Genomic DNA, 14056 nt, shown 5'->3' on the forward strand with positions numbered 1-14056 from the left:
ATGGATGTTTCAATTATTATTGTTAATTACAATTCCATAGACTTAACAATCGATTGTGTCAATTCAATATTTCAACAAACTGCGGATGTAAAATTTGAGATTATTATCGTGGATAATGCATCAAAGAACAAAGAAGCAGAAAGATTACAGGCGGAATTTGAAAACAGCGTTAAGATGATAGAGGCAGAAACAAATCTTGGATTTGGAAAAGCGAACAATCTGGGAACAAAATACGCAGCGGGGGATTATGTATTTTTTCTTAATCCCGATACGGTTTTGATGAACAATGCAGTAAAAATTTTATGGGAAGAGATGAAAAACAATCCAGATATGGGATGTACAGGCGGAAATTTATATACACCGGAGAGAATGCCGTGTCCGTCTTTTTGTTTAAGGTTTGATGATTTGGGAACGGAAAAGAGATATGCATCCTGGCGGTATTTGATGCTGTCAAAAGCAGAACAAAAATTATACAGAAAACATCCTGCATTGCAGATACGAAGAAAAGATTTTAACGATACGAATCAAAAGATAGAAGTTGCCTATATATTTGGGGCAGACATGATGGTGAAGAAAAAACTCTTTGAGCAGTTGGGAGGATTTGATGAGGATTTTTTTATGTATGCAGAGGAGGAAGAGCTGTCCTGGAGAATTAAAAAAAGAGGTGAAAAAATTTATAATATACCACAGGCAAAGATTATTCATCTGGAGGGAGCGACTTTAGAGAAACAGCATGATTTTAATGAAAAACAATTTAAACTTCGAATAAATGGAACGATGACGTATTTCTGGAAACGATATGGGAGAGAAGGAATATATCAATTTTATAAATTTCGTGCATTAAGATATCAGAGACTCAAAAAAATTGCTGAGATTCAGAAGAAAAGCGGTGTGAGCTTTCAGTTTGAAACTCGTTTGAGATGTCTTTTGGAATGTTTTGAAAAAATCATGGAAAAAACAGAAGGTGAGGGGAAGAAAAATGGCAGAAGTTAAAGATGGGAAAGGAGTTAAGCTGATTGCATTTTACCTGCCTCAGTTTCATGCAATACCATTGAACGACCAATGCTGGGGCAAGGGGTTTACCGAATGGACAAATGTACGAAAAGCACAAGCATTATTTTCCGGGCATGATCAGCCCAAAATCCCACTGGATCTTAACTACTATGATTTAATGGATGATCAGGTAAAGATCTGGCAGAGTAATCTGGCAAAAAAATATGGGATTTTCGGATTTTGCTATTATCATTATTGGTTTAAACATGGTGAGAAGTTGTTGGAAAAACCGGCGGAACAAATGCTGAAAAACAAAAAAATAGAGATCCCATTTTGCTTTTGCTGGGCCAATGAAAACTGGAGTAAGAACTGGGATGGTGGAGATCAGGAAATCATCATGGAGCAGGATTATGGCGGAAAAGAAGAGTGGGAACGGCACTTTCAGTATCTGCTGAATTTTTTTCAAGATGAACGATATATAACAGTAGATGGGCGCCCATTGCTCGTTGTTTATAAGCCGGAACAAATGATCGATATTTATAAGATGGCATCGTATTTTAGAAGAAGAGCAAAAGAAGAAGGCTTTCCGGATTTATGTCTGGCATTTCAATTTCCGGCGTATTATTCAGATATGTATTACAGAAACGATATTTTTGATTATCAAATTGAATTTGAGCCTGTATATTCACGAAATATCGAAAGCCAGGAGCTACCTGGAACAAGCAGAAAAATTTCTTTGATCAGAAAATTTTGTGGAGAGGAAATGGTGTCGTTTTATCGAAAATGTCGAAAGAAGAAAGGAAGAATGTATTGGAAGAAAGAGCAGAGTCTGGGAATGTATTTTTACGATGAGATATGGGATTTGATTTTAAATGCGAAATGGAAGAAAAATTTTTGGCCGGGGTGTTTTGTGGATTGGGATAATACGCCAAGAAATAAACATGGAGTTATGGTCAGTGGATTTTCCGTAGAAAAGTTTGCTGAATATATGAAAATACTGGTACAAAGAGCACGGAAAGAGGAAAAGCCGGTAATATTTATTAATGCATGGAATGAATGGGGAGAAGGTGCTTTTCTGGAACCGGACACAAGATATCAGTATCGAAAGCTTGAAGCAATAAAAGAAGCATTAGAATAGGGAAAAGGGTAAATGAGAAATATAATTTCCGAAAAGAATGAGACAAATTGCTGTGGATGTGGAGCCTGCAGTAAATGCTGCCCCAGACATGCGATTTACATGGAAGAGGATGAAAATGGTTTTGATTATCCTAAAATAGATGAATCGAAGTGTACGGAGTGCGGAAAATGTTTAAAAGTCTGCAGTTTTGAGAAAAAAGAGCAATCACGAAAAGAAACGTATGCGGCACAGGCAAAGGACGCTGATCTGGAAGAAAATGCTTCGGGGGGAATCTTTACCGTGCTGGCGCAGGAAGTGTTAAAAAGAAAAGGAATTGTCTATGGATGTGCTATGCTTTATGAAAACCAAAACTTAGTAATAAAACATACCGGGATAGATAAGATAGAGGAACTTTGTAAATTAAAGGGTTCAAAATATGTACAAAGCAATTTGGAAAATGTATATGTTGAAATTAAGCGACATCTGGAACATAACGAGACTGTGTTGTTTAGTGGAACGCCTTGTCAGATAGCAGGACTGAGAGGATACCTTCGGAGAACGTATGCAAATTTATATACAATAGAAATTATATGTCATGGTGTACCGAGCGCAAAATTATTCCAGAATTATTTAGGATACATAGAATCGAAAGAAGGAAAAAAAATAGCAGGATTTTATTTTCGAGATAAAAGCAGCGGGTGGAAGTTATACGGAAAAATGATATTGGAGAACAGGGATGGAAGTCATAAAGAAAGATATTTTGAACCGGAAGAAAGCTCCTATTATCAAATGTTTTTAAATGGATACACATACCGGAAAAGCTGCTATTTTTGTCCGTTTGCATCAGAATATCGTCAGGGTGATATTACCATAGGAGATTATTGGGGGATAGAGCTGGTGCACCCGGAATATTTGAAAAAATATGGAGGTGAAATAGAGAAAGAAAAAGGAGTCTCCTGTCTGATTGTGAATAATGATCAGGGAAGGACTATGCTTGCGAAATATGGAAGTAACATTATAAAATATCCGTCATCTTATCAGCGGGCAGCAAAATATAATGCACAGCTGGTACAGCCGTCTGCACTGAAACGGCAGCGGGAGAAAGTAATGAAACTGCAAAAACAGAACTATGCATGTGTGGAACGGTGGTATCAGAAACGAAGAAACAGAATTCTGTTTGTGAGAAAACTTCGTTCCATGATACCGAAAAGAATCAAAATATTTATAAGAAAAATCAAAGTTTAAGGTTAGAGAGAAAAAGATGGAACAACAATTTAAAACAGTTATTACGGCAAATTCAAAATGGATCAATCTTCATTTAAAGGAAACATATGAGTATAGAGACCTGATTTTTTTATTTGTGAGAAGAGATTTTGTTTCAAAATATAAACAGACAATTTTAGGGCCTTTGTGGGCGGTGATACAGCCCCTGTTAACAACCATAGTGTTCACTGTGATTTTTGGTTCACTGGCAAACCTGACTACGCTGGATGTGAAAGCGACAGAAGAAACCGTAATTCCGGCATTTCTGTTCTATATGGCAGGTACGATCTGCTGGAGCTATTTTTCATCGACGGTCAGCAGTACGGCAAACACATTTATAACAAACAGTTCTATTATGGGAAAGGTATATTTTCCAAGGCTGGTATCTCCGGCAGCGTCAACCATATCTAATTTGATTTCCTTCGGTATTCAATTTGCCATGTTTTTGATTTTTTTGCTGTATTTTATATGGAAAGGGAAAATGGAAATTCGATTGTCCGGTTATCTCTTTCTATTTCCAATATTGATCATTCAGATGATGATGCTGGCGATGGGAGTTGGAATTATTGTTTCAGCGCTTACAACAAAATATCGTGATTTGGCGATGCTGATAGGCTTTGGATTACAATTATGGCAGTATGGAACGCCAGTTGCATATGGATTGCGGCTTGTACCTGAAAAATATATGAAGATTTATATGCTGAATCCAATGACGCCGATCATCACTTCATTCCGCTATATTTTTTTCGGAACAGGATATTTTCATGCAGGATACTATGGAGTGGGGTGGGGAAGCACAATGATCTTATTTGTACTTGGAATTGTGTTATTCAATAAAGTGGAAAGAACATTTATGGATACCATTTAAGGAGAACAGGATGGCAGAAAAACAGATTATGGTCAAAATAGATCATGTATCAAAAGAATATAGACTGGGTGCAATCGGGGGAACAACATTACGGGAAGATCTGGAACGATTCCATGCAAAAATAAGAAAAAAAGAAGATCCGACACTGAAAATAGGCCAGAAAACACCAGAGTATGGAAAACGTTTTATGGCGCTGAAGGATATTTCATTTGAGGTAGAAAAAGGAGAAGCAGTAGGGATTATCGGACACAACGGAGCAGGAAAATCGACATTGCTGAAACTGCTGTCAAGAGTAACGGCACCAACAAAAGGAAGCATTGGAATGAATGGCCGTGTGGCATCTATGCTTGAAGTAGGAACGGGATTTCATCCGGAATTAACGGGACGTGAAAACATTTATATGAATGGGGCAATATTGGGGATGAGCCGTGCAGAAATCGGAGAAAAACTGGATCAGATTATTGCATTTTCCGAATGTGGAGAGTTTATCGATACGCCTGTAAAACGATATTCCAGTGGGATGTATGTTAAACTTGCATTTTCTGTGGCAGCTCATCTGGATAGTGAAATTATGATTATGGATGAGGTTCTGGCTGTCGGAGATATGAAATTCCAGCAGAAGTGTCTTGGACGGATGGGAAAGGCGGCAAATTCAGAAGAAAAAACGATTCTTTATGTGAGTCATAATATGAATACCATTCGTCAGCTTTGCAACCGCTGCCTTGTACTGGATCACGGCGGACTGATATTTGACGGCGGGGTAGAAAGAGCAATTGATTTGTATATGGATACAGCTGTTAAAAACGGAAGTGTAGATATTGATCTGAAAAATAAGAGAATGGCACATCTGCCGCCAGTTATTAAGGCGAAAATGACACATGTGCATCTTGTGGACAAACAGGTACCGGTATATGAATTTGAGGAAAAGCTGAAATTTGATTTGTCGGTTGAGGCCAAAACAAATATTTCAAATCTATCCGTGAGGGCAGAAATAAGATCAGCAGATGGAGGATCTGTTGCAGCGGGAATTTTGCAGGAATTTACATCCTTTTTTGCAGGAAGAAGCAAAATATTGGAAATGGAATTGCTGCTGCGTGGACTTGTACCGGGAAAATATTTCGTATTGCTGGTGATTTATAATGTAAACGAAATGGGAACTTACGATGACTTGGATGCAGTGTTTCCGGCATTTACATTTGAAATTCAGGATAGTAAACATGCTTTAAAGATTAACTGGAACGTAAATGCCTGGGGAAAAATTCGATTAGACGATTTGAAATGCGTGGGTGAGAGAGATGATTCCTAAAAAAATACATTATTGCTGGTTTGGGGGAAAGCCAATTCCAGATTCGGTCAGGCGATGCATGCAAAGCTGGCAAAAATTCTGTCCAGACTATCTTATTGTAGAATGGAATGAAAAAAATTTTAATATAAAAGAATGCCCGCAGTATGTAATTGACGCATATCATAGGAAAAAGTGGGCATTTGTTACAGATTATGTAAGACTCCGGGTTGTGTATGAATATGGAGGGATATATTTTGATACAGATGTAGAATTAGTGAAAAAGATTGATTTTCTGATAAAATACAGTGCTTTTTTTGGATTTGAAAATAAAAAATATATTTCTACGGGGCTTGGATTTGGCGCTGAACGGGGATGCGGTTTGTTGTATGAAATGATGGAGATGTATCAAACGATTCCGTTTATTTTAGAGGACGGATCAGAAAATAAGAAGACATGCCCGGTTATTAATACAGAAATCTTTTTGAAACACGGACTGGAACAAAAGGATAAGCAGCAGATTTTAGAGGGAAATATTATGATTTTACCATCCATTTGTATGTGCCCCATTGATTTTGAAACAGGATATAGAAGAAAATCAAAAAAAACAATTTCGGTTCATTGGTTTCATGCAAGCTGGATGGAAAGAGCAGAAAAAGAGTATCATAAAAAACATCGTCAGGCATTGTTAGAGGAAAAGAAAAATGCTTGGAAATATCTTCCGAATCGTATGATTAAAAAGCTTTTGGGAGAAAAAATCTACTTGAAAATAAAAGGATGGATCAGATATGATAACGGTTAGTATTATAATTCCGGTTTATCAAGGGAAAAGCTATTTAAAACGGTGTATCGACAGTGTGCTGGCACAGAGTTGTCAGGAATATGAAATTATTTTAGTGGATGATGGTTCAACAGACGGTTCGGCCGAGATATGTGATGAATATGCTGAAAAACAGAAGACAATAACGGTGATTCATAAAGAAAACGGGGGACTTTCTTCTGCTAGAAATGCGGGCTTAGAAATTGCATCAGGGGAATACGTAATGTTTATTGATGCGGATGATGTGGTGCATAGTAAAATGCTTGAAACAGAGCTGAAAGTTTTGAAAGAGGAAAATGCGGATATCTTTATCTGCGGATTAAAACATTTTGCTGAGATAGAAGAAGTAGATACATGCGCTGAGTTACAAATCAAGAATTGTGTGGAAATCCAGTCTGGATTGGAAATTGAAAGCAAACTTTTTTGTGGTCAAAACGTGGAAAAATATATATCCTGTTGTGGAAAATTATTTAAGAAAACAGTATTTAATGGAATCCGTTTTCCGCAAGGGAGGTTATTTGAAGATGAATATATTACGTATCAATTGTATTATAGAAGTGAGAGAATAGCAGTAACAGATATTGTATTTTATTTCTATTTTACAAATCCGTGTGGAATAACAAAAAATTTGACGCTCAATAAACGATTTGATGAATATGATGCACAGGAAGAAAGAATAAAATTTTTTAAGAAAAAAAGGTGTAAAGAACTTTATCAGGCGGCATTGTTAAAACTGCTGAATTCAGCGCAGTGGGATTTGATAAAGTGCCAAAAATGGAAAGAAGGTTTTGATCAAGAACGAGGAGAAAAATTTCAACAGCAGTATAGAGAAGCACTGGAGCAGGCAGAAAAAGAGGGGATTGTACGCTTTAAAAATAATTATGATTTTTATGTATTAGCATATCCTGAGAAAGTCAACTTTTTTAGAGTGAGAAGACAATGGCAGAATCTGCTGAGAATGATTCGATCTAAAATATAAGATGGTTAGAAATAGAATGAGAAAACGATGTAAAAACGGGTACAAGCTGCGTAGGGTAGTGGGCATATTGGTTGTTATGCTTCTGTGCATAACAGGAAAAAGTGTTATAAAATCGAAATATAATCTAAACAGCATAACATATATACTGCAATCGAAGAAAATTTCGGAAGAAATTTGTCTGATACAAATAACAGATCTCCATAACAGCATTTTTGGTTCGGATAATAAACATCTGATTTCTAAAGCAGCAATGAAGTCACCAGATTTGATTATGATCACCGGTGATCTTCTAAATGCAAATGAGCCAGATAATAATATTGCGGTAACGCTGCTGGCAGAATTATCTGCAATCGCCCCAACATACGTCTCCCTCGGCAACCATGAACTGGAATACGAGCAGAACTACGGTACAGACATTACCGCTCTCTACGAATCTGCCGGCGCCACCGTCCTGAACTATGAATATAAAGACATCATCATCAACAGCCAGCCCCTCCGTATCGGCGGCATTTACGGTTACTGTCTCCCGGACAAATATCTGGAAACTGGCGAAGCGGATCCAGGAGAGTGTAAGTTCTTGTGGGATTTTGAGAACACTGACCGTTACAAAATCCTGCTCAGCCATCTTCCGATTGCCTGGCTGAAAAATGACGGGCTGGAGGAGTGGGACATTGACTGCGTATTTTCCGGCCATCTTCACGGCGGCCAGGTCATTCTGCCTGGCATTGGCGGTGTTTATGCGCCGGACATGGGATGGTTTCCGGGACAGCTGAAGGGGATTTTTGACTCGGAGGATGGAAAACGGCATCTGGTGCTGTCGTCCGGACTTGGAAATACGGAATTGGTTCCGCGGTTCAATAACATTCCCGAGATTGCCTGCGTGGAACTGATGCCGGACGGAAACCTTCATAAAACATAAAAATAACACAGAGCCGGATTCCTGATGCATGGAAATCTGACTCTGTGCGTTACATGCAGCGGCCTTATACAAACAGGGTACATCCCTGTCGCTTGAACTGTTCGATCTTTTCGTCAATGAGCTCCGGCGTTACACCGAGATGCTCGGCAAGACACTGCTTGCAGAAAAACTGTTCTGCGCCGCGGTTGATAAATTTACGGTGGGCGCCGATCTCGTTATGTGTGAGTTCTTTGCCGCACTGCATACAGCGTGCCATCAGAGTTTTACGACCTTTGCACGGTATACTTTTGATGCAAACGGCTCGAGTTCTGTGACAAGGGATGCATTGTTTGCACACAGGTTCTCGCCGGTCCAGACCTCAGTAAGTTCCAGAGTACGGCCAGTGGAGAACGGAAGGCCGATCTCATCCAGATTCATGGCTGCACGCGATTTTTCATCACTGAGATTGAACATGCCGATAGCAAGATTTCCGTTTGCGAGCGCTTTTACATAAATCAGAACGTTGTCATTCCATGCATGGTTTTTCACTTTATACGGCTGACGGCAGAGCGGATCCTGGTTGATGCGGATCATTTCGTCATTCATGAGAATGCGGCGGGTTTCGTCGCTCATCTCGCGGATGTCGCAGCCGATCATCAGCGGGGAGCCAAGGAATGCCCACAGTGCATAGTGTGTCTGATACTGGACATCGCTGCAGCCGGCCAGTCCAACATTTCCTTTTCCATGCATGCCGACGATCAGCATGTCCATATCGTTGAAGCAGCCGACGCCGTTGTACGGATGCAGTTTTTCCTGCTGTGCCACGAGATCTTTGACAGAATCCCAGGTATCAAAGATGTCGCCGGTGGAACGCCACATGGAAGCGCCGGTTTCTTTGATCCACTCATGCGTTTCATCGGCACCCCAGGAGCAGGCAGAGAAGAGAATGTCGCGGCCGCAGTTCTCGAGTGCCAGTCCCATGCGGCGGTACAGATATTTTCCATGCAGGATCGGGCTGTGGTAGCAGTAGTCGTATTTTAAGAAATCAACATCCCAGGATGCGAAGGTTTCCGCATCGACAAATTCGTGCTCATAGCTGCCAGGGTAGCCGGCACACGTCATGTTTCCGGCGCAGGAATACATACCGAATTTCAGCCCTTTGGAATGAACGTAATCGGCAACGGCTTTCATACCGTGCGGAAATTTTTCCGGATCCGGCACAAGACGGCCGTTTTCATCGCGTTCACGTAAGGACCAGCAGTCGTCGATGACAAGATATTCGTATCCTTTATCGCGCAGGCCGCTCTCGGCCATGACATCAGCAGTTTCAAAAATCATTTTTTCATTGATATTTTCTCCGAAGGTGTTCCAGGAATTCCAGCCCATCGGCGGTGTAAGTTTGATCATAGTATTGACCTCCCGTAAGTTTTGATGTACTTTGAGTATAGATGGATTTCCAGAGCAAAACCATGGAATTTTAAGACAAAAGCATGGATTTTTGTTTTATAAAGAATAAAATACGGGAAAAGGAAAGAATATGCTTGTATCAGAAATGAACGGGATCCGGCCTGTCGATGCCGGGCGGCAGGACTGCCATGATCTGCATTCCTGGGGACCGGGTGTACGGCAGTGCTATATTATACATTATATTATAAGCGGAAAGGGAACGTTTACCTGCGGGAAAAAGACGTACACACTTACCGCAGGACAGAGCTTTTTAATCTGTCCGGCGCAGGTGGTGCAGTACGCGCCGGATGAGAACGAGCCGTGGGAATATGTGTGGGTTGATTTTGTCGGGGAACAATGCCGGCAGATTCTGGCACGGTCGGTACTGAACCCACAGCAGCCGGCGGCGTCGCCTCTCCGTCAGGAAAGGCTTCTGCCGTATTTTGAGCGTCTCTGCCAGATGGAACTCTATCGCCGGAACAGCCAGGAGACCGTCGGTGTGCTGCTTGCGCTTCTGGGCGTGTACCAGGATCTGGCGGAGCCGCAGCGGGAGGAGAGAAAGAAGGAAGATCCGCGGATCATGGAAGCGATGGCTCTGATTGCCGCAGGGTATCACAGGAGTGAGTTCTGCGCGGAGACAATTGCGCGGAAAATGGCGGTCAGCCGCACAACGCTGAACCGTCTGTTTCAGAAGAAAATCGGCCGGTCACCAGGACAGTATCTGCTGGAATATCGGCTGCAGCAGTCAGAAAAGCTGTTGCAGATGGGGATGACGGTCAAACAGACGGCGCTGTCGTGCGGATTTGAAGATCCCTTTTACTATTCCCGTGTGTTCCGGAAACACTATGGAATGCCGCCGTCGGATTACCAGCTGTAGTTTGCAGAAATTCAGTGAACGGCGGGCGTTACCGCTCGTCGGAGAGATAATTCCGCATGGAGTGCAGGGCGGACTTTTCCAGCCGGCTGACCTGCGCCTGCGAGATGCCGATTTCCCGGGCAACCTCCATCTGGGTCTGCCCCTCATAGAAACGCATGCGGATGATCTGGCGTTCGCGCTCATTGAGACGGGCGACCGCGTCCTGCAGGGCGAGGTTCTGCACCCAGTTTTCTTCTTTATTTTTCTTATCACTTAACTGATCCATGACATACAGGGTATCGCCGCCTTCCGTGTAGACGGGCTCATACAGACTCATTGGGCTTTGGATTGCATCGAGGGCATAGACGATATCCTCTTTTCCAATGCCGATTTCAGCGGCGATTTCCTCGATCGAAGGCTCTTTCTGGTTCTGCTTGAGATAAAGTTCGCGGGCGCAGATGGCGCGGTAGGCAGTATCCCTGAGGGAACGGCTGACGCGGATCGCATTGTTGTCACGCAGATACCGCCGGATTTCACCGATGATCATCGGCACGGCATAGGTGGAGAAACGGACGTTTAAGGTCGTGTCGAAGTTATCAATCGCCTTAATCAGGCCGATACAGCCGATCTGAAAGAGATCGTCGGCGTTTTCACTGCTGTTGGAGAAGCGCTTGATCACGCTTAAGACAAGGCGCAGATTGCCCTGAATGTAGCGTTCGCGGGCAGCAGCATCTCCTTCGCGGGCCTTTTTCAGCAGAGTCTCTTTTTCTTCGGCATTCAGTACGGGAAGGCGTGATGTATTGACTCCGCACAGTTCAACTTTATTGATCGCCATGGTATGCATCCTCCTGAAACATGGAACGTATGGTTACCGTTCGTTACTGTTATACGTTCATGATTGGCAGTTGGCGGGACGAATATACGAGAGCCCGGAAAATTTCATAAAGTTTTAGTCCTTGACAAAGCTTTTGGAAAATGATTTCCTGCTATTGTAGAAACGGCGGAAAGTGTGATAAGATAAGGGAAGTGTACGAAATGCGAGGTCTTGTTTTATGATGAGTGGAAAGGAACGAAGAGAAGAGATTCTTCAAAGAATAACAAACAGTAAGACGCCGGTCTCCGGTGCAGCGCTGGCGAAGAGCTGTGAAGTCAGCCGTCAGGTGATTGTCCAGGACATTGCCCTGATCCGCGCTGCCGGATACGATGTGATTGCGACAAACCGCGGCTACATCTGCAGCAGCCCGGTGAGAGAGACGCGGGTCTTTGAGGTGAATCACACGGATGAGCAGATGCAGGACGAGCTGAATACAATTGTGGATTTCGGCGGCGTTGTGCTGGATGTGATTGTGCGTCACGAGGTTTACGGAGAACTGCGGGCGGAACTTAATATCAGTTCACGAAATAAGGTGGCACTGTTTATGGAAGAAATCCGGCAGGGAAAATCACGGCCGCTGAAGAATATCACATCAGGGGAACATTTTCATACCGTATCGGCAGACTCTGCGCAGACCCTGGATCTGATTGAAGAGGAACTGCGAAAGAAAGACTACCTGGTGCGGACTGTGAAATAGGGGAAAAAGCCCTTATTTTCACAAAAAACTGTTATTCGAAAAAATTTTAAATTTTTTTCAAAAAGGTGTTGACTTTTCTCTTAGGATAGTGTAATATACATGATGTCAGCGGGAACGAGTGATAAACAAAGAGTTCTAAAGCGACAAAGAAATGTGCGTTTAGCTCAGCTGGATAGAGCGTTTGGCTACGGACCAAAAGGTCGGGGGTTCGAATCCTCTAACGCACGGACGGTAACCGTCCTGGTGAAAACCAGGGCGGTTTTTTCGTATGCAGAATGAAAAATAAAACAAGCGGCCTTTTGGTCAGCAGCCAGACGGCCGCACTTTTTGAAAAAATCATGGGGAAACAACTTGTACGCTCATTGACACAAGTGAGATACATCTCCTATAATAAAGCCAAATTTAAGATCTCGAAAGGGGACAAGTTATGGCTAAGTTAGTAATTGATGCGAACAGAAAGCTTTCAAAAATCAATAAGGAAATCCAGGGACAGTTTTCGGAGCATCTGGGAAGATGTATTTATGAAGGACTCTATGTAGGAGAAAATTCCGATATTCCGAACGTGAACGGAATGCGTACCGATGTTGTTGAAGCACTGAAAAATATCAAAGTTCCGGTACTGCGCTGGCCGGGCGGATGTTTTGCAGATGAATATCACTGGAAAGACGGTATCGGACCGAAAGAAAGCCGCAAAAAAATGATCAACACCAACTGGGGCGGTGTTGTCGAGGACAACAGCTTCGGTACCCACGAGTTTTTTGAACTCTGCCGTCAGATCGGATGTGAAACCTATATCAACGGAAATATGGGAAGCGGTACTGTACAGGAGATGTCGGAGTGGGTTGAATATATGACATTTGACGGGGTATCTCCGATGGCAGACCTTCGTGCGGAAAATGGCCACGAAAAGCCGTGGACCGTCGATTTCTTCGGCATCGGCAATGAGAACTGGGGCTGTGGCGGAAATATGAATCCGGAATTCTACGGAAATATGTACCGCAGATATCAGACCTTTGTGCGTGATTACGATGGAAACAAAAAGATCCGGAAGATTGCCTGCGGCGCCAATTCGGATGATTATGAGTGGACGCAGGAAGTGATGAAAGCATGCTTCCGCAGAATCTCCCCACAGCAGCATGGCATGATGGATGGCCTGTCGCTTCATTACTATACGGTGCCGGAAACCTGGGATCACAAGGGAAGTGCAACGGAGTTTGCGGAAAAAGACTGGTATAAGACCATGAAAAAGACGATGTACATGGAAGAGCTGATCCGCCGCCACAGCGCCATTATGGATCAGTATGACCCGGACAAAAAGGTCGGTATGATCGTGGATGAGTGGGGTACCTGGTATGATGTAGAGCCTGGAACAAATCCGGGATTTCTGTATCAGCAGAATACCATGCGTGACGCACTGGTCGCAGGGATCAACCTGAATCTTTTCAACAAACACAGCGACCGCGTCAAGATGGCAAATATCGCACAGATGGTCAATGTTCTGCAGTCGATGATCCTGACCGAGGGGGAAAAGATGGTCAAAACTCCGACGTATCATGTTTTCGATCTGTATCAGGTACATCAGGAAAATGATCTTCTGGCAAGCTCTCTGGAAACGGAGCAGGTTGGTCTGGAAGATGAATACATGGTTCCGAATCTGACGGAATCTGTTTCGGTAGATGCCAACGGTGTACTTCATATTACGATGACGAATGTGGATCTGGAGAAAGCATATCCGGTAGAGGCGGTACTTCTTGGAAAAGAAGCCGGCGAGATCAAAGCCGAGATCGTAACCGGCCATATGCAGGATAAAAACACCTTTGAAGCGCCGGAGACGGTTGGCGTTCAGGGCTTTGACGGTGTGCAGGCAACAAAAGAGGGAATTTCCTTTACCATTCCGGCGTGCAGTGTGCTTCATATCGCCGTAAAATAGGGAAACCATAAAAACCAGAAGATATCTGGGATG

At 42.8% G+C, this 14056-nt stretch carries 14 protein-coding genes and 1 tRNA gene; 12 read left to right on the top strand and 3 right to left on the bottom strand.

What is annotated here, in order from left to right; all coding sequences use genetic code 11:
* From DXB83_RS11045 to DXB83_RS11080, 8 genes are all read left to right on the top strand, one after another.
* Window positions 1–993: a glycosyltransferase family 2 protein gene (locus tag DXB83_RS11045; protein WP_118697631.1), complete on the top strand. Its 993-nt coding sequence runs from the start codon at window positions 1–3 to the stop codon at window positions 991–993.
* Window positions 980–2131 carry a glycosyltransferase WbsX family protein gene (locus tag DXB83_RS11050; protein ID WP_117804741.1) on the top strand — a complete coding sequence of 384 codons (1152 nt, stop codon included), beginning with the start codon at window positions 980–982 and terminating at the stop codon, window positions 2129–2131. Before DXB83_RS11045 ends, DXB83_RS11050 begins: the two co-directional genes overlap by 14 nt.
* A 12-nt stretch (window positions 2132–2143) precedes the next feature.
* Complete coding sequence (locus DXB83_RS11055) at window positions 2144–3355, top strand: Coenzyme F420 hydrogenase/dehydrogenase, beta subunit C-terminal domain (protein WP_118697632.1); 1212 nt, start codon at window positions 2144–2146, stop codon at window positions 3353–3355.
* 16 nt (window positions 3356–3371) lie between these two features.
* The gene (locus DXB83_RS11060; protein ID WP_118697633.1) at window positions 3372–4241 is read left to right on the top strand and encodes an ABC transporter permease; all 870 of its coding nucleotides are present in this window, start codon (window positions 3372–3374) and stop codon (window positions 4239–4241) included.
* Window positions 4242–4251: 10 nt separating this feature from the next.
* On the top strand, window positions 4252–5547 hold the full coding sequence (locus DXB83_RS11065) for an ABC transporter ATP-binding protein (protein ID WP_118697634.1): 1296 nt from the start codon (window positions 4252–4254) through the stop codon (window positions 5545–5547).
* A complete protein-coding gene (locus tag DXB83_RS11070; protein ID WP_118697635.1) occupies window positions 5537–6325 on the top strand; it encodes a glycosyltransferase family 32 protein in 789 nt (262 codons plus the stop codon). The genes DXB83_RS11065 and DXB83_RS11070 overlap by 11 nt, the downstream gene beginning before the upstream one ends.
* Complete coding sequence (locus DXB83_RS11075) at window positions 6312–7322, top strand: glycosyltransferase family 2 protein (RefSeq protein ID WP_118697636.1); 1011 nt, start codon at window positions 6312–6314, stop codon at window positions 7320–7322. Before DXB83_RS11070 ends, DXB83_RS11075 begins: the two co-directional genes overlap by 14 nt.
* A gap of 76 nt (window positions 7323–7398) precedes the next feature.
* On the top strand, window positions 7399–8241 hold the full coding sequence (locus DXB83_RS11080; RefSeq protein ID WP_243108919.1) for a metallophosphoesterase: 843 nt from the start codon (window positions 7399–7401) through the stop codon (window positions 8239–8241).
* Between the two features lie 64 nt (window positions 8242–8305).
* Here DXB83_RS11080 and DXB83_RS11085 read toward each other — a convergent pair whose 3' ends face one another.
* Both DXB83_RS11085 and DXB83_RS11090 read right to left on the bottom strand, forming a co-directional pair.
* Entirely contained in the window at window positions 8306–8497 is a 192-nt protein-coding gene (locus DXB83_RS11085; protein WP_022461561.1) for a hypothetical protein, read from the bottom strand.
* The gene (locus DXB83_RS11090; RefSeq protein ID WP_118697638.1) at window positions 8497–9627 is read right to left on the bottom strand and encodes a glycoside hydrolase family 27 protein; all 1131 of its coding nucleotides are present in this window, start codon (window positions 9625–9627) and stop codon (window positions 8497–8499) included. Before DXB83_RS11090 ends, DXB83_RS11085 begins: the two co-directional genes overlap by 1 nt.
* A gap of 130 nt (window positions 9628–9757) precedes the next feature.
* Between DXB83_RS11090 and DXB83_RS11095 the strand changes: the two genes are divergently transcribed.
* Entirely contained in the window at window positions 9758–10543 is a 786-nt protein-coding gene (locus DXB83_RS11095) for an AraC family transcriptional regulator (RefSeq protein ID WP_118697639.1), read from the top strand.
* A 28-nt stretch (window positions 10544–10571) separates the two neighbouring features.
* On the opposite strand, the gene sigG is transcribed toward DXB83_RS11095, so the two are convergent.
* A complete protein-coding gene (sigG, locus tag DXB83_RS11100) occupies window positions 10572–11357 on the bottom strand; it encodes an RNA polymerase sporulation sigma factor SigG (protein WP_118697640.1) in 786 nt (261 codons plus the stop codon).
* A gap of 220 nt (window positions 11358–11577) precedes the next feature.
* Here sigG and DXB83_RS11105 point away from each other — a divergent pair, with 220 nt between their 5' ends.
* The 3 genes from DXB83_RS11105 to DXB83_RS11115 all read left to right on the top strand — a co-directional run bounded on the left by DXB83_RS11105 (window position 11578) and on the right by DXB83_RS11115 (window position 14023).
* The gene (locus DXB83_RS11105; protein ID WP_055220692.1) at window positions 11578–12093 is read left to right on the top strand and encodes a transcription repressor NadR; all 516 of its coding nucleotides are present in this window, start codon (window positions 11578–11580) and stop codon (window positions 12091–12093) included.
* Between the two features lie 153 nt (window positions 12094–12246).
* Window positions 12247–12320 (top strand) — tRNA-Arg (locus DXB83_RS11110).
* A 200-nt stretch (window positions 12321–12520) separates the two neighbouring features.
* Complete coding sequence (locus tag DXB83_RS11115; RefSeq protein WP_118666604.1) at window positions 12521–14023, top strand: alpha-N-arabinofuranosidase; 1503 nt, start codon at window positions 12521–12523, stop codon at window positions 14021–14023.
* Window positions 14024–14056: the final 33 nt, after the last annotated feature.

This window comes from Blautia sp. OM06-15AC, assembly GCF_003481425.1.
Lineage (GTDB): Bacteria > Bacillota > Clostridia > Lachnospirales > Lachnospiraceae > Fusicatenibacter > Fusicatenibacter saccharivorans.